This is a genomic window from Desulfothermus okinawensis JCM 13304 (assembly GCF_054654515.1).
This window is the reverse complement of sequence record NZ_BAAIEW010000012.1, coordinates 51170-72223: the sequence shown is the minus strand read 5'-3', so window position 1 is coordinate 72223 and position 21054 is coordinate 51170. Positions and strand designations below refer to the sequence as shown.

At 36.0% G+C, this 21054-nt stretch carries 14 protein-coding genes; 6 read left to right on the top strand and 8 right to left on the bottom strand.

Annotated elements, in window-relative coordinates:
• Positions 1–262: 262 nt before the first annotated feature.
• On the top strand, positions 263–3046 hold the full coding sequence (locus tag ACYQ0O_RS06270) for an AAA-type ATPase lid domain-containing protein (protein WP_459891583.1): 2784 nt from the start codon (positions 263–265) through the stop codon (positions 3044–3046).
• Here the strand turns inward: ACYQ0O_RS06270 and ACYQ0O_RS06265 are convergent.
• The 8 genes from ACYQ0O_RS06265 to ACYQ0O_RS06230 all read right to left on the bottom strand — a co-directional run bounded on the left by ACYQ0O_RS06265 (position 3000) and on the right by ACYQ0O_RS06230 (position 12977).
• Complete coding sequence (locus ACYQ0O_RS06265; RefSeq protein ID WP_459891582.1) at positions 3000–5339, bottom strand: PAS domain-containing hybrid sensor histidine kinase/response regulator; 2340 nt, start codon at positions 5337–5339, stop codon at positions 3000–3002. The two genes, ACYQ0O_RS06270 and ACYQ0O_RS06265, sit on opposite strands and share 47 nt — an antisense overlap.
• 20 nt (positions 5340–5359) lie before the next feature.
• Positions 5360–6814, bottom strand: a complete 1455-nt coding sequence (locus ACYQ0O_RS06260; protein WP_459891581.1) for a nickel-dependent hydrogenase large subunit — start codon at positions 6812–6814, stop codon at positions 5360–5362.
• Positions 6815–6870: 56 nt separating this feature from the next.
• Positions 6871–7836 (bottom strand): NADH-quinone oxidoreductase subunit B family protein, encoded by a 966-nt coding sequence (locus ACYQ0O_RS06255; RefSeq protein ID WP_459891580.1) that lies wholly within the window; start codon positions 7834–7836, stop codon positions 6871–6873.
• Positions 7837–8066: 230 nt separating this feature from the next.
• Positions 8067–9035: a polyprenyl synthetase family protein gene (locus ACYQ0O_RS06250; RefSeq protein WP_459891579.1), complete on the bottom strand. Its 969-nt coding sequence runs from the start codon at positions 9033–9035 to the stop codon at positions 8067–8069.
• A 4-nt stretch (positions 9036–9039) separates the two neighbouring features.
• Complete coding sequence (gene mqnB, locus ACYQ0O_RS06245; RefSeq protein ID WP_459891578.1) at positions 9040–9732, bottom strand: futalosine hydrolase; 693 nt, start codon at positions 9730–9732, stop codon at positions 9040–9042.
• A gap of 3 nt (positions 9733–9735) precedes the next feature.
• Entirely contained in the window at positions 9736–11091 is a 1356-nt protein-coding gene (locus ACYQ0O_RS06240) for a cobyrinic acid a,c-diamide synthase CobB (RefSeq protein WP_459891577.1), read from the bottom strand.
• A 44-nt stretch (positions 11092–11135) separates the two neighbouring features.
• Positions 11136–12455, bottom strand: a complete 1320-nt coding sequence (locus ACYQ0O_RS06235) for a TRAP transporter large permease (RefSeq protein WP_459891576.1) — start codon at positions 12453–12455, stop codon at positions 11136–11138.
• A gap of 3 nt (positions 12456–12458) precedes the next feature.
• Positions 12459–12977 (bottom strand): TRAP transporter small permease subunit, encoded by a 519-nt coding sequence (locus ACYQ0O_RS06230; RefSeq protein WP_459891575.1) that lies wholly within the window; start codon positions 12975–12977, stop codon positions 12459–12461.
• A gap of 224 nt (positions 12978–13201) precedes the next feature.
• Between ACYQ0O_RS06230 and ACYQ0O_RS06225 the strand changes: the two genes are divergently transcribed.
• The 5 genes from ACYQ0O_RS06225 to ACYQ0O_RS06205 all read left to right on the top strand — a co-directional run bounded on the left by ACYQ0O_RS06225 (position 13202) and on the right by ACYQ0O_RS06205 (position 21049).
• Positions 13202–14347: a CaiB/BaiF CoA transferase family protein gene (locus ACYQ0O_RS06225; RefSeq protein WP_459891574.1), complete on the top strand. Its 1146-nt coding sequence runs from the start codon at positions 13202–13204 to the stop codon at positions 14345–14347.
• A gap of 29 nt (positions 14348–14376) precedes the next feature.
• Positions 14377–15318, top strand: a complete 942-nt coding sequence (locus ACYQ0O_RS06220; protein ID WP_459891572.1) for an acyl-CoA dehydrogenase family protein — start codon at positions 14377–14379, stop codon at positions 15316–15318.
• Between the two features lie 10 nt (positions 15319–15328).
• Complete coding sequence (locus ACYQ0O_RS06215) at positions 15329–16471, top strand: acyl-CoA dehydrogenase family protein (protein WP_459891571.1); 1143 nt, start codon at positions 15329–15331, stop codon at positions 16469–16471.
• Positions 16472–16557: 86 nt separating this feature from the next.
• Positions 16558–18666, top strand: coding sequence for an SDR family oxidoreductase (locus tag ACYQ0O_RS06210; protein WP_459891570.1), 2109 nt, complete (start codon positions 16558–16560; stop codon positions 18664–18666).
• Positions 18667–18688: 22 nt separating this feature from the next.
• Positions 18689–21049, top strand: a complete 2361-nt coding sequence (locus ACYQ0O_RS06205; protein WP_459891569.1) for an SDR family NAD(P)-dependent oxidoreductase — start codon at positions 18689–18691, stop codon at positions 21047–21049.
• Positions 21050–21054: the final 5 nt, after the last annotated feature.

Below are 21054 nucleotides of genomic sequence, written 5' to 3'. Positions count from 1 at the left end.
GGTATATTTCAAATATTCTTTAAATAATTATTCTTTAAATAATAAATTCAACACCCACATTAGTTGAACTTGAATCTTCCTTTTGTTAAACTATCTTGTATGAGATTAAGATTCCAATCATTGGTTGCTGCTGTAGTAGTAAAGGCCAATATTTTTACTGGAAATATGTATAAAATACGTAAAAATTTCTGTTTTTGCATCAAAATATTACCTAATATGGTTTTTTATATATAATCTGGTTATTAATTGAAAGGGATAAATTTTGAAGAAAATATTAGATTATCTCTTACATCAAAGGGCCATTACTGAGGAACAACGAGAGAGTATATATAACTTATACGAGGATATTACAGCAAGTGGTCAGAAAATTTCTCTAATAGATTTTTTGTCTAAGAACAGGATTGTAAGCAAGATACAATTGCAATTAGCAATTAGAGAGCTTGCCATTGATGAATTGGAAACCAGCCAAATTTTTTTAACTATCTCTAAAGATGATGTTATATATTTAATAGATAATTCAGTAATTGAGTTTTTCCCTCCAAATAAAAATATATATTTCCAAGAAGAAAATCCAGATCATGTTTATTTTATATTAGATGGGACAGTTAGTATATCATATAAAACAAAATCCAATTGTAATGATATTGTTTCTGAATATGAAAATATGCTTGAAGAAGATATTGTATATTTATCTACAGGACAGTTATTTGGAGAATTATCAGTAATTCTATATTCAAATAGAATATTTAACGCAAAATCAATGACATTTACTTATGTGCTTAAGATAAAATCAGAATATTTTTTGTCTTTAATAAACAAAAAAGAATATATCAAAAACAAAATAATTATTTCATGGAAAAATTATCTTATAAAAGGCTGGATAAATACACAATTACTGCATAATAAATATTACCAGACTCTTTCCAGTACAAGAGAAAATATACCATGTCTTCCAATATATGGGAAGTCTAGAATTTCGAAAAAGTTTAATAAAGAGGTCACAGAATTTATAAAAGATTATGACTTTTTTGTTATATCAGGAGAACCTGGAACACTTAAGTTTTCTCTTGCAATCCACATGTCAGAGCAAATAATTCAAGATGGTTCCCCTGTTATTGTCTTTGAGAAAACTCTAGATCTTTCTTTTATAGATTCGTCACAACATGCTAATATTATAAATTTTTTTCAAGAAGAGATCAAATATTTAGTGGCATTATTTGGATATATGTCTCCTGATTCTTCCACCACTTTGTTTAAAGGGTTTATACGTATTGCAAATAATGGAATACTTATTATTAAAAATGTTGAATATTTAAAACCCAAGGTGCAAAAGGAATTGGCAAAGTATCTTAAGACTAAATTTTTTAGTCCAATTGGGTCAGATAAACCAATGTACAGTAATACCAAAGTAATATTGATATGTGAAGATGAACTAAATTTAGATCCCTCTCTTTACTATATTGTGAAAAATAGGATATTAAGAATACCTTCTCTAAGACAGAGAAAAAAAGATATTCCCCATATGATATATAAAATAGTTCATCATCTAAATCTAGATATGGGAAAAAATGTTATAGAGATTGATGAAACAGTGTTAAAAGAGTTAGTTTTATATCCATGGCCAGGACATTACAGAGAGCTATATGATGTGGTTAAAAGGGCAATGCTCCTTTGCACATCAAATATTCTCACAAAAGAGGAACTATTTATAGGAGAACAAACTCCATACGAATCCTCACAAATTAATCTCTTTAATATTTCCCAAATAAAAAATTTCTTTAAGAGTCCGTTATTCCCAAAAATTGGACAACTATTTGGGAGTATATTTCTTGTCATCACCATATTATTTGGGCTGTTGGGACCTAAAGCTGAAAAGGAGAATATAACACCTATCCTCATATGGGCGGATTGGGAGCCTTTGCTCATTATATCTATAATATTTGTTGCCAGGATGTGGTGTGCTATTTGTCCCATAAGATACATATCTTCTTTTTTTAATAAGGTTGGGCTAAATCGGGAAATCTCATCCAAATACCAAACACTTGCAAGAATAATAAGCTCTTTATTGCTACTTTCTATTTTCTTTTTTGAAGTATTATTTTCAATGGAACACAATCCTTATTACACATCAATTTTTTTGCTTACAATTTTGTCATTGGCAGTTGCAACTACCATGATATTTGATGTTAATACATGGTGCAAATATGTCTGTCCTTTGGGGAATATGGTTGGTACCTTTAGCAGGGTTTCAGTTATAGAGCTTAGATCAAATAGAAATTTCTGCGGGGTTGGTTGTGTTACATTTGAATGTACTAAAAAGACTCTATACAGTGAGCCATGTCCTTTATCTAAAGGACCTTTTAATATTACTACAAATCATAATTGTATCTTATGTGGAAACTGCGTTAAGGCATGTCCTTACGAGACCATTCAATTAAATTTGAGACCTCCTGCCATTGAATTAAAATTCATAAAAGAGCACAATTTTGTATTAAATATATTTATATTTGTATTATTTACCACACAACTATTTAGAATTATTCACTCTGTGCTAAAAAAACAGGCTTATTGGTTGAATAACATTACACATGACTTATCTTTACTTGTTGTGAGTATAGTCATAACTTCAATGATTACATTATTGGGATGTCTATTACTGGGATTATTAAATAGAAAGAACACAGATAAGAAGACTTTTGACTTTTTTTATCTCAACACATTTTTACCCATAGTTTATTCAATAGAATTTGCGATTCGTATTTTCCCTTTATTTTACTATGCCCCTCGCCTTTTTGAGGTGTTAAGTAATTTAATAAAACACCATATTCCTCATCTAAAGTTTATGTTGGACCCACAATCAATTTTTGTTTTACAGGTGATTAGTCTATTACTTGGGTTTTTTATTTCAATTTATGTTTTAAATCAATACGTAAAAGAAAATAAAATAACAAAGCCAGTATATTATGGAGTAAATATGCTTAACCTAACTGTTATTGTTTCTATTGCTTTTTTGTTTTTTTATTCTCTGCCAAATATTTCTTTATGAGATTAACAAGCTTATCTAAATCAAATGGTTTAAATACTATTTCATCTATTACATCTGGCTTGATCTTTAAAAAATGATCGTCTGTTATCCATCCTGTTATCAGAAATATAGGTGTCTTGGGAGACTGTTTTTTTATTATTTCAGCAACTTCTAGTCCATTAATGAAAGGCATTCCAAGGTCTGTTATTACCAGATCAAAAAGATCCCTTTTTTTAAATTCCCTTATTCCCTGTCTTCCGTTTTCACAGAGTATCACATTAAATCCTGCAAGGGAAAGGGCATCCTTTAAAAGATCTCTTATGAGTTCATCGTCTTCTATCACCAGCAATGTGCCTTCAACCCTGGCTTCTGAAGATATGTCTGTTGGAACAGTGGTTGTGACTATGGGGAGGATTACAGTGCAGATGGTTCCTACTCCTTTTAGGCTTTCTAAGGATATATCTCCCCCCATATCCTTTAAAATCCTTTTAGCAATACTAAGTCCCAGACCTGCGTGGGTAACCCCTTTTGTGCTATAATATGGATCAAAGGCCTTTTTTAATTCCTCGGAACTCATACCAATACCATCATCTTGAATCTGGATTACTATTTGTTGTTCCCTTTGAAAACATTTGATTTTTAATTCCCCTCCCTCTTTTTCCATTGATTCTATAGCATTAAAGACTAAATTGGTGAGAGCCTTTTTAAATTTTTCTGGATAGATTAGAATTGGTGGCAGATTTTTTATATCAAGGCTAATCTTAAAATTGATACCTTTCTTTTCTGGTATATCCTTCCATTTATATCTAGTTACTTCAAGTACGTCCTTAATGAGGCTCCTAATTGGATATAATTTTAGTTCCTCTTGTTCCTTAATTTCAGGGGTTATAAATTCAGAGAGTTTTTTTATCTTATCAAGGCATGTAGTATAAGCCCTTTCCAGCTTCTCTAATACATCAGCCTTACGGTCATCTCTTCCCATCTTCTTGATTAAAGTAATTCCAGCCCCTAATGACTGGAGAGTGTTATTTAGGTTGTGAATTATACCCTCTGTCATCTCTCCCAACACTCTCATTTTCTCGCTTTGATTAAGAAGAGTTTCTATTTTTTTTTGTTCAGTTAGATTTTTAACCATCATTGCAATAACTGGTTTTCCATCTAAATAGCCAGGCAAGAAAACAATAAGTGCCGGATATGTAGTCTTGTCCCTCCTTAAAACAGGTAGTTCAATTTCTTTTTTTTCTCCTGATTTCATTTCTTCTAAAATAGACTTTAAATATTCAAGAATAAAATCTCGTTTTGATCCTGGAAATAAAATTTCAACCTCCCTTCCCGTTATCTCACGTTCCATCCATCCCACTTCTTTTTCAGCTGCCATATTCCAAAAAATTACCCTAAGCATCCTGTTTACTATAATCAGTGGGTGTTGAACCAACTCCTTTATAAGGTCTAGCTGTGAGTTCAATAGATTCCTTTCCTGCTCAAGTGCGTACATCTCACTCAAGTCTTGGCCAATGGACATACCTCCTTTTAATGTATTACCGTAATAAACAGCAAAATGGTACCATTCAAATGGGATTATCTTTCCAAAATTTGTACGATTATCTGTTATAGTGTAATCAAGGAGTTGTCCTTTTAACACCCTAGACAATACTCCTTTGAAACTCTCTTGATCATAACCTATTGGAAATAAGTTAATAAATGGACTTCCAATCAGTCTTTCTTTTTCATAACCAAGCAATATTTCTGTAGTATGATTTACATTAGATATTATTCCATTTTTATCCCATTCCACTATTGCCAGTGGTATAATTTCTGTTATTTGCTCTAATCTATTTGAAAGGTATAAAATCTCATCATTCTTCTCTACCATTGTATTATGAAGTGTATCAACATGTATTAGTATTTCATTCCACATACTTTCTTGGAGTCTTCTTTGCTCAACGCTATCAGTAATATCTCTCCCAATGTGCAGAAATAAACTCTCTCCATTTATTCCATTAAATGGATAAACATGTATTTTAAAATGTTTTGTCTGATTTTTTATTATTACATCACTATTTATAACGGTAGAAGGTAAATCAGTTGTCATTGCTTCAAAGATAGGACATTCTGATTGAAAATTTAGACATATTTTATTACAACTGTGTAATATTTCATGACACGGTTTCCCAAGTACATCTGAAATATAATATCTATTGTTTTTTAGAAAAACTTCATTTGCGTCGACCACTTTTAAATCGCTGGATAGAACTACGACTTCTTCCTTGAATCCATAAATTAAAGAATAGGAAATATATTTATGTGTATTCATGGCTTATTATTTATAAAATTTTAGTGTACAGTACATGACAAACATGGATCAAACGATCTGATTATATGATAAACCTCAATTGGGTTATCTGTAGATTCTATTCTAGTACCTATTAATGCCTCTTCCAATGGACCTGGGTTGTTATTTTTATCACGGGGAGACATATTCCAAGCAGACGGTGTAATTATTTGATAATTTTCTATCCTTTTGGAGCCTATTTTAACCCAATGCCCAAGGCTTCCCCTTGCTGCCTCTACCAATCCTATCCCCACTTCACCATATCTAGAAGAGAGGGATGAGTAGAATGGTTCATCTGGGTTTATCTCAGCAATCCATTCTCCAAACTTTTTGGTAAGTAAGGTCATCTCTCTTATCCTGGCAAGCATCCTGGAAAAAATAGATGTACCCATTTTCTTTACAATATCGTTAATTAGAGGTTCCCCAGAGATAATCATTCGGGCTTGGGGTCCTACTTCTACACTCATCCCATTGTATCTAGGGGATTTTGACCAGCTATAAGCATCCTTTTTTCTGGCATATGGGACAGTAACCCCAGATAATGGATGTCTTGATAAAACCGCGTCCCTAAAGTAAGAATGGGAAATATGCTCTTCAATTAGGTTTTGATCAAAATCAAAGAGCTTTCCTTCCTCATAGAATCCATTTCTTATCCATTTTACACCATTTTCTATCTCAAAAGATCCATAGCTTAAAAAGCGTTGAGGACCTCTACCAAGTCTGTCTAGTCTGTTCTTAAGACAAAATTTTAGGAAAATTCCTAGATCAGACCTCGAGTGTTCTGAATTTTCCAGCCAGTTCTCAAGCTTATCAAAGGTGTCTATATCGAGCCATTCTTCTAGACTTCCTCCAAGGAGGTGATTTTCCACAAAATTTACAAACTCTTGCAAGATACCTATTGTTCTTGTTTTTGTACTAAGATTCATGGTAGATGTTGTTCCAGCAGGGTGAACCGCCAAGGTATTTGGCCATTTTCCAGCTACAAGTCCCATGAGCTCAAGTAGGCTTTGTCTTCCCTTTAATGACCTATATACTGAGCTCCCTTTCATTGCCCCAAAACGTGCGCACAATTCTTCGTATTCTGGTAAGTCCTTATACTTTTTATTGGTTAGATCTGGAGCAAACAAAAAATAAAAATGGGTGAGATGGCTCATCATCACTTCACTACCAAGGATAAGGTTTTTCATACGATACCCATTTGGGGGTATTTTACTATTCATAGCCATCTTCAAGGCCTTGGCAGCTGCAACCCCATGGGAAACACTGCATATACCACATATTCTGGGAGTTATTACAAGGGCATCCATTGGATCCCTTGATGCCATTATCCTTTCAAATCCCCTAAAAAGTATACCTGAACTCTGGGCATCTACTACCTCGTTGTCCTCAACAATAATCTTTACCCTAAGATCCCCTTCTAATCTATTTACAGGGTCAAGCACAATGGTTTTTTTCATTATCTTTCTCCATAATGCCACTTACTTTAGCTAACTTTAAATTATAGTTACTAAATTTAGGAGACCTGTTTAAAAGACACTGCATTTTTTTTGAGTCTCATAGGGCATGCTGCCTTTGATAAACCAGATATTCCGATAAACCAGGCCTTTGGAACATCTCTGGGAAGGGTTACAGGGATTTCGCCAACCTTTCGAGTAGTGAAATAGGGGCGCTGGGCATCTGGAAATTTTGGGGATGTGCATGCAATACATGGGAAGCCTCCTCTTGTGCAACTACCAGTCCTTCCAAGCCATAGTCTCTCATTGCAATCAGATTCACATAAAGTGCCTTTACATCCTAAGAATTCAAATAGACACCCCTGTTGAGAAAATTTCACAGCAGAGGCCTTAAACTCGTAAAATTCGTTTTTTGGACATCCATGATGAGCGAGTTTACCAAAAAACACCTTTGGTCTTTGAAATTTATCTAGATCAGAAATATTTAACCATCCCATTAAAAGGGCTGTCATTGTCTCTATTATCCAGTCTGGATGGGATGGGCAACCAGGTACATTCACCACTGGCCATCCCTTTTTTGATACAAAATCTTCTCCAAGGAGTCCTCCTTTTTGATGGTTGAAAAATTGAAGTCCCACCATTTCATTAATATTATTTGATCCAGTAACAATACCTCCAAAGGCAGCACAGGTGCCAACTGTCATTATTATGTCTGCCCTTTTTGAAAATTCCAACACCCAATCTTTAAATGGTCTTTCATGGAATAAGAAAAATTCGCCTGTTCCATCAGGTCCAAGGGGTATAGCACCTTCTAATATAAAAAGATCCAAAGGAATTTGATCCGTCAACACCTTATCAAAGATTTCAAGCACTTCATCTCCCTGTTCCTTACTTAAAAAAGGATGCCAAATAACATTTATATTGAGCATATCAAAGGCAGTTAACACAGAAGGTTGTTCAGAATTTAATAAAGATATGGTGTCACCACCACAACTTGCCCCTTGTAACCAAAGTATATTCTTCATATCCCCTCCATTGGTTTGTCTTACTTGAGATAATACAAAAATATTCCTAAGTTGTCATTAGGAAAAGAATAAAAGACTTATAGCAAAGTCTATTCTCCAACATTTTAAAGTCAAAAGACAATGTAGGGTTTTCATTTTAAATAAAAAGGGAAAGACAAGTTTATATTAATTTGTCTTCCTTGAAATAAAGTTGGTGATAAAAAGGATAGGAGGGATCAAATGGATTAGATTTAGTATTCCCTGTTTTTTACAAAATCAACTACCTCATTTAAAATTTCCTTTTCCAGTGACTTAGGAAACATCATGAGGGCATCTTTGGCCTTTTGTAGATAGTCATCACTTGATTTAAGAGCTTTTTGTAACACACCTTTTTGATTTATATCGTGTAGTATCTGAAGCTGTTCATTTTCACTAAGTTCGTTGTTTTTTATCCTTTTTAAAAGTTCAAGTCTCTTTGATTCATTAAATAATTCTAGGTAGAAAATAAGGGGAAGGGTGATTTTGCCCTCTCTTAAGTCACCCCCAACTGGTTTTCCCAGCTTTTCCTGGTTTAGAGAATAATCAAGTACATCATCTACCAGTTGAAATGCTATTCCAAGGTTTAGCCCAAATTTTCTTATAATAGCGAGCCCCTTTTCATTTATTCCTGCTAAAATACCCCCACTTTCACACGAGAATTGTATTAAATAGGCAGTTTTCCCAGTAATTACCTGGAGGTATTCCTCATCTGTGATCCAGGATTTTTCCATCTTGGCTATTTCTAAGATTTCCCCGCATGCAGTTTGGTATATGGCATCTGATAAGCATCTCATTAACTTGATATTGTTGTAGTTTGTTACAATTTTGTTTGATAGGGCTAGGAGTGCATCGCCAGTTAAAATGGTTTTGGTTTCTCCAAAGACTTGATGGGCTGCCCTGTTTCCCCGTCTAAGATCCGCATGATCAATTATATCATCGTGTAGGAGTGTGGCTGAGTGGATAAATTCCAGAACACAGGCAACTGGATATATATCTTCTTTATTATAACCATAGGCCTTTGCTGTAAGCACACACAACATGGGCCTCAGTCTCTTTCCTCCTGATTTTAATATATGTTCTGCAACCTCCCTCACAAAAGGATCAATGTCTTTAAGCAGGATAGATATGTTTTTTTCTATCTCTGGAAGGTGGTCTTCAAAATATGTTTTTAATTTTTTCATATAACTAGGCGTGTATTATATTTTTAGCTTTTTTTAGTTCCTGTAAGGCCTTTTTTATATCCCATTTGTGTGTATCCCTACACCCAACTTGATTGGAGATGGTGCGAATTTCAATAAATGGAACCTCATGGATGAGACACACATAGGCCACTGAAAAACCTTCCATGTTCTCCACATCTGCCCCATACATTTTTTCCATAGCCCTGGCTTCAGGCTCGGTCCCTGTGACCCCTGCAACAGTTAGATTAGTAGTTGTATAGAAATTATCACTAAATGACAAGCCCATTTTATTTATGTTTTCCTCAATAGGTATTGATATGTGGTTGTATATGATCCTGTTATTCTTTTTTATTAATCCGTATTTAAGTCCCTTGGGATCCACGATTCCATGCTGTTTTAGCCCATATTCTGGCCATATTTCCTCTCTAGCTATTGTTATTGCACCAATTGGTATTTTTGATATATCAAATGAACCAGCGATTCCAATATTTATGACGCCTGTTAGATTGTGTTTTAATATTGCCCTTTCTAAGAATATGGCTGAGTTAATTGGTCCAATACCACATACCTGAATATAGAATTTTTTCTTCTTAAATTTTATTAGGTGAACATCTCCCATTTTTAGTGAATCAGGTATTTCAGGGAACCATGTACGTATTTCTCTTTTTGTGGCAGCACAGATTAAAAGATGACCCATCTATTAATGTTCCTTACAGGAATTTACAAAGTATCTGGCAATTAATATATTGCTTGAGAAATGCAGGTGGATATAAGATGCAGTACAGTTTTTGTATCTAACACCATAGGAATTTTTTATATTTCCGTCTCTGGTTTTGACTTTATATACATTGGGATACTCTTCAAGACCTTCTGCAATGGAATAGTGAAATTCATGTCCCCTTATCTTTAATCCTTTTGGCCCTATTGGTAAGTCATGTGAGAACTCTACTTCTCTATATCCAAGTGATACCAGTTTATTTTGTAGATGTGCTTTAAATGGAAAGATAGAAATGACCTTTTTGGACATAACCTGTGGAGTGGATATACTTTCCATAAGATACATAAAACCACCGCATTCGGCATATACTACACCATAATCTTCAATAAATTTTCTGATCTCCTCTTTTATATATTTATTATTTGATAGATCATTTAAATATAGTTCGGGATATCCTCCGCCAATATAAATACCTCTAATTTTCTCTGGAAGCTTTTTGTCTTTAAGGGGTGAGAAAAAAACTATTTCTGCTCCCATATATTTAAGTAAATCCAGGTTGTTTTGATAGTAAAAGCAAAATGCCCTATCCATTGCAACTGCTATTCTGGTTTTCTGTCTACCTGGTTTTGATCTTACACCTTTATTACCTTTTTTGGTATGTGTTTTTATGAAATCTTTAAATTCATCAGTAATGGACTTTTCAGTCCACTCAATTAATTTAGATATTTTTTCTCTGTTCCAGATTCCTTCTTCTGCGGTGATAAGACCCAGGTGTCTGGAAGAGAGTTCAATCCCTTTTTGCTTCTGGAAAAAGCCAAAACAGGGTATATCCACATAGTGTTTTATGGCTTTTTTTATAATATCCACATGAGTCCTGCTTCCAACTTTGTTAAATATGATTCCAGCAATTTTAAGATCTGGATCAAATCTGGTAAATCCCATAACCAGGGCGGCTATTGACCTTGCCATTGAAGATGCGTCAACCACAAGGACCACAGGTAATTTAATGACTTTAGCAAGGTGAGCTGTGGATCCAATTTCTGATACAGGAGAAAATCCATCAAAAACCCCCATTACACCCTCAATTACACTTATATCCGCCTCTTTTGAATAAAAGTTATAGAGTGATTTGCATGCCCAGGGTTTTAGCATCCAGGTATCCAGATTATGGGAAACCACTCCACAGACTTTTTTGTGATGTCCTGGATCTATAAAATCTGGACCTACCTTAAATCCCTGGATTTTTAGTCCCCTAGACCGTAGATACGCCATAATACCCAGGGTGATGGTTGTCTTGCCTGATCCACTGTGGGTGCCAGCTACTATAAATCCATTCATTGATATTTTTATTTGATCAGTTTTTTATCTACTATTTTACTAAATCAGTATGTTATAATTTTGGGTAACCATGTGACAAATGGAGGATAGAATATAATTAACGTAAGTGCAATTAACTGTATTATTATAAAAGGAATTATGCCTTTATATATATGTGCAGTGGTCACTTCTTTAGGTGCAACTCCCTTTAAATAAAATAGCGAAAATCCAAATGGAGGGGTTAAGAACGATGTTTGCAAGTTCATTGCAACCAGGATTCCAAACCACAACATATCCACCCCAAGATGTCTAAAAATAGGTGCTACAACTGGCACAATAATAAAACATATTTCAATAAAATCAATAAAAAAGCCAGTTATAAATATAAGTGTCATTACCAGAAATAAAAATCCATGCATTCCAAGGTTAGAGGAGATTATAATATCTTTTAAATAGACATCTCCTCCAAGTCCCCTGAATACAAGTCCAAATGAAGTTGCTCCAACAAGGATTATAAAGACCATGCATGTTAAAAAGGTAGTCTCCTGCATTACAGCTTTAATTGTTTTATAATGAAATTTTTTTCTAAGGATAGTGAGCAGGGTTGCACCAAATGCTCCTACTGCTGCAGCCTCGGTTGGAGAGGCAATGCCCGCAAATATTGATCCAAGCACTGCAATTATTAGAAAGAGTGGAGGTATAAGTGCTTTTAATACCCTTATAAAAAGTTTTTTTCCCCTATACTTGTCAAGTTCTTCTGGTGGCATTGCTGGCACAAGTTCTGGTTTTACTATGCTAATTCCAATTATCCACAAAATATATAAAATAACCAGTAAGAGTCCAGGTAATGTGGCTGCAATAAACATATCTCCAATTGATATATTTAAAATGCTACCAAGGAGGATCAGTACAATACTGGGAGGGATTATCTGGCCAAGGGTTCCAGATGCTGCAATGGTTCCAGTTGCAACTGTCTTGGAATATCCCCTTTTTAACATTGTGGGAAGACTCAAAAGTCCCATGGTTACAACTGATGCTCCAACTATTCCTGTGGCAGCAGCAAGTAGTGCCCCTACAACTACCACTGATATGGCAAGTCCGCCCCTCATCCTGCCAAATAGCAGTCCCATTGTCTCAAGGAGTTCTTCTGCAATTCCTGATTTTTCAAGCATAGAGCCCATATATATAAACAGAGGGACTGCAATTAAGATATAGTTTGTCATAACCCCCCATATTCTCAAAGGGAGCAGGTTGAAAAAATTCAGACCAAAGGTGAAATAACCAAAGATCAGGGAAACCCCTCCAAGTACAAAGGCAACAGGAAATCCTGAGAGGAGAACAATAAATAGGGTTATGAACATAATAAGGGCTAATGATTCATACATCCTTTATTCTCCTTTTTCTTTGTTCATTACAAAAAGTAGTTTTTTAAAGAAGATTGCTATGCCCTGCAAAAGAACAAGGGAAAATCCAATGGGGATACAGGATTTTAAAAGGTACCTACAGGGAAGCCCCCCTGGATCAGGAGATGTCTCATGGGTTAGATAAGAACACACTACAAAGTTTTTTGAAGTCCAGATAACAAGGATGGAAAAAGGGATCAAAAATATTAGTATGCCTATTAAATCTATCCAGGCCTGGGTCTTTTTAGAAAATTTCATGTACAGGACATCTACTCGAACATGTCTGTCATGCTTTAGGGTATATGCTGCACCAATTAGAAAAACTATTGCAAACAAATGCCATTCAAGTTCCTGAACTGCCACCATACTGGCCTTTAAGAGATACCTTGTGAATACATCGTAACAAACCACAAGGACCATAAGCGAAGTGAGCCACGAAACTACATAGCCAACCACTTCATTTAGCCCATCAATAAACTTAATAAAAAAATTTAAAAATTTCATGACCAACCCCTTAAGTTTATACTTAATGGTTTTGTACCCAGCCAATTCCCATGGTAAAAGTTTTTTTAACGGTGTTAACGTCGTTTAACCTTTAAGTCAAATCCTTTAAGGGAACATAATAAAAATTTTATCTTTAGAAAATGTTTTTCTAACCTCTTGACATAAAAAATATTATAATATAGCAATTAACTAAACGTGCGCTCAGTTAACAAAGGGGGATATTCATGAGCAATGGGAGGTCATGGAATATTGGTTGTCTGGAAGGGGTAAGGGTAATTGATCTGTCCAGGTTATATCCAGGCCCTTTTTGTACCATGATTCTTGCAGACAATGGGGCGGAGGTGATTTGTGTAGAAGACAAACGGTTTGCTGGAGACAATTTATTTATCAGAGATTTATATAGAAACAAGAAGCACATTACCATTGACCTGAAAAAGCCAAGGGGCAAAGAAGCATTTTACAGGCTGGTTAAAGGTGCAGATGTGGTTGTTGAAGGATTTAGACCAGGGGTTGCTGCCAGGTTGGGCGTTGGATATGAAGATTTATTAAAGATTAATCCTCGGCTAATCTATTGTTCCTTGAGTGGGTATGGACAAAGTGGTCCATTTAAGATGAAGGCTGGTCATGATGTTAATTATTTGAGTTATGCAGGTATTCTGGATTTAATAGGAATTCCAGGACATCCCCCTTCAATACCGGGCATACAAATAGCAGACATAGTTGGTGCCCTCTACGGGGTAATAGGGATTGTTATGGCCCTATATTCAAGGGAAAAAAGCGGGGAAGGTCAATATATAGATATCTCCTTAACAGACAGTGTATTTTCCCTAACCCATTTAATTTTCTTTTTTATGAAGCAAATGGGAGTTTACCCACAACGTTCAAACACCTTTCTCTCCCATAGATATGCATGTTATAATACCTATGAGACTAAAGATAGACGTGCTATTGCTTTGGGTGCTGTTGAAAATAGGTTTTGGAAAAAAATATGTGAACATTTTAAGTGCGAAGAATACATTCCCCTTCAATATGATGATAATAGAAGAGATGAGATAATTAATTTTTTTAGAGAAAGATTCAGGGAAAAGACCCTGGATGAGTGGAAACAAGAGTTAAAGCACGTTGATTGCTGCTGGTCAGAGGTTTTAACCTATGAAGAAGCAATCAAAATTCCTCTTTTTAAGGCAAGGGAAATGGTTATGTCCATTGCCCAGGAAGATGGCACCCAGGAAAAATCCATAGGTATGCCAATTAAGTTTTCAAAGACCCCTGGAAAGGTAAAGAGCCCTCCAACCAGTTTTGGAAAAGACACAGAAGAGATATTAATGGGACTTGGATTTTTGAAGGAAGAATTTGATGAGATTATATAAGTTTGAGGGGTAATTGGAGGATATTTTTTATGGCTATTTTCGAGAAACATCAAAGACAGATAATTATGGCAGCTCGGGAATTTGCAAAAGGGATGTTCAATGAAGAGCAGGCGCTTACCTATGACAAAAATCAGGTCTTTCCAATGGATATTTATAGGGAGGCTGCAAAGCTGGGTTTTTTAGGGATGCACATAAATGAAGACCTCGGTGGTGGAGGGTTTAACTATTTTGAGACTGCAGTTGTTGCCATGACCTTATCCTCTGTTGATTCCACATTTGGAATTGCCACAATGTATCCTTCCCTTTTTATATTCCATTTGAATAGGGAATTTGTTGATGGCAAAAGTGGTCTATGTGTGTTTTTGATTCCAATAAATGATAGGATTGAGATATTCCATGAATCAAAGGGACTTGGATGGAGCATGATCCCCAGATATACAGTGAGACTAAATGGAGTTTTTGTGGATGAAAAGAGCTATCTTGGAAAGGGTTTTTTTAGTTTGCAGGATTTAAAAAGATTTCTAATTAGTGAACTCATATTAATGGCATCATTGGGCGTTGGGATTTCAGAGGGAAGTATAGAAAAGGCCCTTAATCACGTGAAATTAAGGAAACAGTTTAACAGAAAGTTGGTGGAATTTCCAGTAGTGAGAAAGAAAATAAGTGAGATGTATGCAAAACTCTCAGGTGCAAGGTCTTTGACTTATGAGGTGGCCCTTGATTTATCCAATGAGAAAAACAGACTAAAAGTGAGAAAGATGAATAAATTGTTTACCCAGGCATTATGTGCAAAATATGTTAGTGCATGTGCAGCTAAAGAGGTTTCAGATCAGGCAATTCAACTCCTTGGTGGTTATGGTTATATGAGGGAATACCATGTTGAGAGGTTTTATAGGGATGCCAAATGTCTTGAATTATATGGAGGAGACAAATATAAGCTCAAAGAATTAATTTTTAAAGGGGTAAATTGAGGTAAATTGTATGCAGATCTTACCATACACGGAAAAACACCATAAATTTAGAGAGGAACTTAGAGATTTCCTAAAAACAGAAGTGATTCCACATATAGATAGTTGGGAAAAAAATAGGCTGGTTCCAAAAGATGCGTGGAAAAAGATGGGCAGGGCAGGTTTTTTGTGCCCAACTGTGGACAAAAAATATGGGGGACGAGGTGGAGACTTTCTCTATTCTGTAATCCTTGCTGAGGAGGTTGCATATACAAACCATTCTGGATTATTTGCAAGCCTGCACAGTGATGTGGTTGTCCCATATATAGATACATATGGGACAGAGGAGCAAAAACAAAAATACCTACCTGGATGTGTATCTGGAGATATTATAACTGCAGTAGCAATGACTGAACCAGATGCTGGCAGTGATTTAACTTCTATTAAAACTATTGCAGTAGAAGAAGGTGACCATATTATATTAAATGGATCAAAGACATTTATTTCAAATGGAATAAACTGTGACCTGGTTATAGTAGCTGCAAGAGATCCAGATATAGAAGATCCATATAAAGCGCTTTCTTTATACATTGTTGAAGATGGAACTAAAGGATTTAAAAAAGGATTGAAATTGGACAAAATGGGGATGTATAGCCAGGACACAGCAGAATTATTTTTTGTTAATTGCAGGATTCCAAAAGGTAATTTACTTGGTAAAAAAAACCAGGGTTTTTTCATGTTAATGGAAAAACTACAGCAAGAAAGACTAATATGCGCAATAGGTGCACTGGCTGCATCGGAATTTATTTTAAATACCACAATTCAATTTGCAAAAAATAATACTTTTAATGGAAGACCATATATAAAATACCAGGCTGTACAATTTTCATTGGTTGAGCTATCAGCAGAGATAAAGATGGCAAGGACCTTTTTAGAGAGTTTAATAATAGACCATATGGATAAAAAACAGGTCATTGCTGAGACTTCAATGGCAAAATTCCTCATTACTGACTTGGTCAATAAAGTTGCAGATAAGTGCCTGGATATTTATGGGGAAATAGGAGCCATTGAATCATGTCCCATTGATAGGTCATTTAGAGATGTTAGGGTCATGTCTATATTTGCGGGAACAAATGAAATAATGAAAAAAATTGCAGCTAAATTTTTAGGTTTTTAATTGGACTTTATATATGAGGCCAATTTAACTATGTACTAAATTGGCGCTCAGTTAAAATGGTAAAATAAATAACCAGGGGGTAGATTATGGCGTTAAATTTAGGTGCTCTAGGAGAGAAGATAGGCCCCATTGAAAAAGAGTATACCTGGAGAGATGTTGTATTGTATGCACTTGGTGTTGGGGCTGGATTTGATGAACTTGAGTATGTTTATGAAAAGGATTTAAAGGTTATTCCCACCTTTTCCATTGCTTCGATTATTGATTTTTTGTTTGAATTGGGGGCAAAGTCCAATGTTAATTTAGCAGGGATATTGCACGGGGAGCAGGAAATAGTCTTTCACAGGCCAATCCCAATTGAAGGTAAATTTGTTACAACTGGTGAGATAAAAAATTACTATGACCTTGGAGACAAAGGTGCAGTAATTGTAGGTGAAACTGTGACCAAGGATGGGAGAGGCAAGAAGCTTTTTACCAGTACTATTAACATAATTGGGAGATTGGATGGGAATTTTGGTGGTGATAGGCCCCCCAAAAAGACAGTTGATTATCCAGATACAGATCCAGATTTTGTTGTAGAGGATTGTCCATCTCCTGACCAGCCTCTTATCTATCGTTTATCTGGGGACCTCTTTGCCCTTCATGTTGATCCTGAATTTGCCAGAAAGGTTGGATTTGAAGAGCCAATTATGCACGGTTTATGTACCCTTGGATTTGCATGCAGGGCCTTGATTAGATCTTTAGTCCCTGGCAAGCCTGAGAGGGTGAGGAGGATATCATGTAGGTTTTCAAGGCCTCTATATCCTGGAACCCCAATTAAGACACTTATATGGAAGGTAGGTGATGATAAAGCAATATACAGGGTTATAAATGCAAAAACCGGGGACATTGTCCTTGACATGGGAGAATTTGAATTTGGGGAACTCGCACAGGATAAAATAGATTTTACAGGAAAGGTAGCAGTTGTAACAGGTGCTGGTGGAGGCTTGGGCCGTGCCTATGCAATTGAGCTTGCAAAAAGAGGGGCTAAGGTAATTGTGAATGACTTGGGAGGTGCAAGGGACGGAACAGGAGAATCAAAGACCCCGGCGCAAAAGGTAGTTGATGAAATAATGTCCTTTGGTGGAGAGGCATATCCCAGTTATGACAATGTGGCCACAAAACAAGGTGGAGAAAATATTGTAAAATTAGCAATAGAAAAATTTGGACGGATAGATATTTTAATTAACAATGCGGGAATATTACGGGACAAGTCCTTTGCTAAAATGGATTATCAAATGTGGCATGGGGTAATGGATGTTCATCTCCACGGTGCCTACCATGTTACAAGACCTGCCTTTTTAAAGATGAAAGAGCAGGGGTATGGTAGGATTATTTTTACCACTTCAGCAGCAGGTCTTTATGGAAATTTTGGACAGGCAAATTATTCAGCAGCCAAATTGGCCCTTGTTGGTTTTATGAATACCCTCAAAGAAGAAGGGGAAAAATATAATATCAAAGTAAATACAGTGGCACCCCTTGCTGCATCAAGGCTGACTAAGGATATCTTTCCAGAAGAACTACTGGATAAGGCGAGGCCAGAATATGTGGTCCCACTGGTTTTATATCTGGTCAGCGATAGATGTGATGTATCAGGCAGGATATATAATGCAGGTCTTGGGACTTATAATCGTGTTGTTATTGGAACTGGTCCTGGAATTATGCTATCAGATAATGGAGAAGTTCCAGCTCCGGAAAAAATAAGAGAGAACTTAAGTTATGTCTCTAATCTAAAAGATCCCAAAGTTTATAAAAATCTCACAGAACAGTTAACTGATCTGCTCTCTTCTTTAAATAAAAAACCAGATATGGCTAAAAAAGATGAGTCAGTTATGTTTAACTCACCAGAAGATGTATTTTCTTCCATGGAATCAGCATTTAATAAAGAGCAGGCCAAGGGCCTAGATGTTACATTTTTATTTAAGATATCTGGTGAATCTGGTGGTGAGTGGTCTGTACATGTGGAAGATGGAAAGCTGGATATTAAAAAAGGTGCAGTTACATCACCTACTACAACCCTAGAGATGGAAGATAAGGACTTCTTAGATATGATGAATGGAAAGCTTCCTGCCATGCAGGCATATACTTCAGGTAAATTAAAGATTTCAGGGGACATCATGAAATCTCAATTAATTGAAAAACTTTTTAAATTAAATTGAAAATGGAATTAAGGGAGGGTCTATGATTGGCATTAAATCCTTTGGAACATATATCCCAAAATTGAGGCTATCCCGCCAGGCAATATATCAGGCAATGGGGTGGTTTTCTCCGGCACTTATGATGGTTTCCCAAGGTGAAAGGTCCATGTGTAATTGGGATGAAGACTCAATTACTATGGGTGTTTCTGCGGCATCTTATGCAATTTCAGGTAAAGATAAGGGTGAGATAAACTCTATTTTGTTTGCATCAACTACTATGCCCTTTGCTGACAGACAAAACTCAGGGATTATAAGGGCTGCTTTAAATCTAGATGTATCATGCCTCACCCAGGACATAACAGGTTCCCAGAGGGTAGGTGTAAGTGCTTTAATTTCAGCACATAATCTCAGCAGGGCAGATGGTTCAACTGTATTGGTGGTTGCATCAGATTCAAGGCGTGCAAAACCTGGCTCATTTTATGAGATGTATTTTGGGGATGGAGCTGCCAGTTTTTTAGTTGGCAATGGAGAAGATATTGTTGCTGAATTTGTTGATTCATATTCCATCTCTGTTGATTTTAATGAACATTTCAGGGGTGAGAACAAGAGGTTTGATTATTTTTGGGAGGAAAGATGGGCAAGGGATGAAGGATATATTAAATTTATCCCCCAGGCCATTTTGAAACTATTAGAAAAAACAGGACAATCTGTAAAAGACATATCTAAGTTTGTATATCCATGTGTATTTAAGAGGGATCATGGAAAGATTGCAAAGATAATTGGAGCACAAAAAGAACAGATTCAGGATAATCTGCATGAAAATGTTGGAGAGACTGGATGTGCACATCCCCTGCTCATGCTAACAAAGGTATTGGAAGAGGCAAGGCCTGGAGATGTGATAGTGGTATGCGGCTTTGGACATGGGGTAGATGCACTTTGTCTAAAGGTAACAGAGAATATAGATAAATATAGGCCAGAATATGGATTTAAACATAGTCTGGAGAACAAAAAGACAATAGATAATTACGCAAAGTTTCTGGTTTTTAGCAAAAATTTGAATCCTGATTTAGGACTCAGGGGAGAGGAGGATTTAAAGACCTCTCTTTCAGTTCTGTATAGAAATAATAAGATGCTCTTGGGGCTTATTGGAGGAAAATGCAAAAAATGTGGAACTGTGCAATTTCCAAAGCAGGATGTGTGTGTGAATCCAGAATGTGGAGCTATTAATTCCCAGGAAGAGTATGAATTTGCAGATAAAATAGCCAGGATCATGACCTATACTGGTGATATGTTAGCTGCATCAATTGATCCTCCGCATAAATATGGCCTCATACAGTTTGAAGGTGGGGGAAGAATGCTGGCTGATTTTACAGACTGTGACCTGGAAGAGTTAGATGTGGGTCTTGAGATGGAAATGGTTTTCAGGATCAGGTTTGTAGATGAGAAAAGGGGATTTAAACAGTATTTCTGGAAGGCAAGACCAGTACCCGGGGCAAGGGAAGCCAAAAATAGGATAAGGTTTCATGGAAAGGTGGCAGTTGTAACAGGTGCAGGTGGAGGACTTGGAAGGGTGTATGCAATTGAGCTTGCAAAAAGGGGTGCTAAAGTCATTGTAAATGATCTTGGTGGTGATAGAGATGGAACAGGTGCATCAAAGACCCCAGCCCAAAAGGTAGTGGATGAGATCAAAGCCCTTGGGGGAGAGGCATATCCCAATTATGATAATGTGGCAACAAAAGAGGGTGGGGAAAATATAATTAAATGTGCACTGGAAAAATATGGCCGTATAGATATTTTAATTAATAATGCAGGAATCTTACGGGATAAATCCTTTGTTAAAATGGAAGAAGATATGTGGCATCCTGTTATAGATGTGCATCTAAATGGAGCATATTATGTAACACAGCCGGCATTCAAGGTTATGAGGGAACAAGGCTATGGAAGGATTATATTTACCTCATCAGGTGCTGGTCTTTATGGGAATTTTGGACAGACCAATTATTCATCTGCAAAAATGGGACTTGTTGGACTTATGCATACCTTAAAGTTAGAGGGTGAGAAATACAACATTAAAGTAAATACAATAGCACCCATTGCAGCATCAAGATTAACCCAGGATATCTTACCACCAGATCTTTTTGAAAAAATGAAACCTGAATATGTTGCACCTATGGTATTATATCTGTGTAGCGAGGAGTGTGAGGTAAGTGGATATATATTTAATTGTGCGGCTGGATATTACAATAGGGCAGCATTTTTAACTGGAAAAGGGGTAAAGATTGATAAAGGTGATAATGTTCCAACAGTTGAAGATATTGAAGAATATTTTGATGAGATAAATGATATTTCAGAGGTCTCAGAATATTATAATGCAAACGAAGCCATTATGAAGATGTTTTTTTAAAAAAT

Bases quoted from the DNA above. Each gene is read 5' to 3' on its own strand.
- ACYQ0O_RS06215 (WP_459891571.1), top strand. From the start codon at position 15,329: ATGCAGATCTTACCATACACGGAAAAACACCATAAATTTAGAGAGGAA.
- ACYQ0O_RS06225 (WP_459891574.1), top strand. From the start codon at position 13,202: ATGAGCAATGGGAGGTCATGGAATATTGGTTGTCTGGAAGGGGTAAGG.
- ACYQ0O_RS06250 (WP_459891579.1), bottom strand. From the start codon at position 9,035: ATGAAAAAATTAAAAACATATTTTGAAGACCACCTTCCAGAGATAGAA.
- ACYQ0O_RS06210 (WP_459891570.1), top strand. From the start codon at position 16,558: ATGGCGTTAAATTTAGGTGCTCTAGGAGAGAAGATAGGCCCCATTGAA.
- ACYQ0O_RS06235 (WP_459891576.1), bottom strand. From the start codon at position 12,455: ATGTATGAATCATTAGCCCTTATTATGTTCATAACCCTATTTATTGTT.
- ACYQ0O_RS06265 (WP_459891582.1), bottom strand. From the start codon at position 5,339: ATGAATACACATAAATATATTTCCTATTCTTTAATTTATGGATTCAAG.
- ACYQ0O_RS06260 (WP_459891581.1), bottom strand. From the start codon at position 6,814: ATGAAAAAAACCATTGTGCTTGACCCTGTAAATAGATTAGAAGGGGAT.
- ACYQ0O_RS06205 (WP_459891569.1), top strand. From the start codon at position 18,689: ATGATTGGCATTAAATCCTTTGGAACATATATCCCAAAATTGAGGCTA.
- mqnB (WP_459891578.1), bottom strand. From the start codon at position 9,732: ATGGGTCATCTTTTAATCTGTGCTGCCACAAAAAGAGAAATACGTACA.
- ACYQ0O_RS06255 (WP_459891580.1), bottom strand. From the start codon at position 7,836: ATGAAGAATATACTTTGGTTACAAGGGGCAAGTTGTGGTGGTGACACC.
- ACYQ0O_RS06230 (WP_459891575.1), bottom strand. From the start codon at position 12,977: ATGAAATTTTTAAATTTTTTTATTAAGTTTATTGATGGGCTAAATGAA.
- ACYQ0O_RS06220 (WP_459891572.1), top strand. From the start codon at position 14,377: ATGGCTATTTTCGAGAAACATCAAAGACAGATAATTATGGCAGCTCGG.
- ACYQ0O_RS06240 (WP_459891577.1), bottom strand. From the start codon at position 11,091: ATGAATGGATTTATAGTAGCTGGCACCCACAGTGGATCAGGCAAGACA.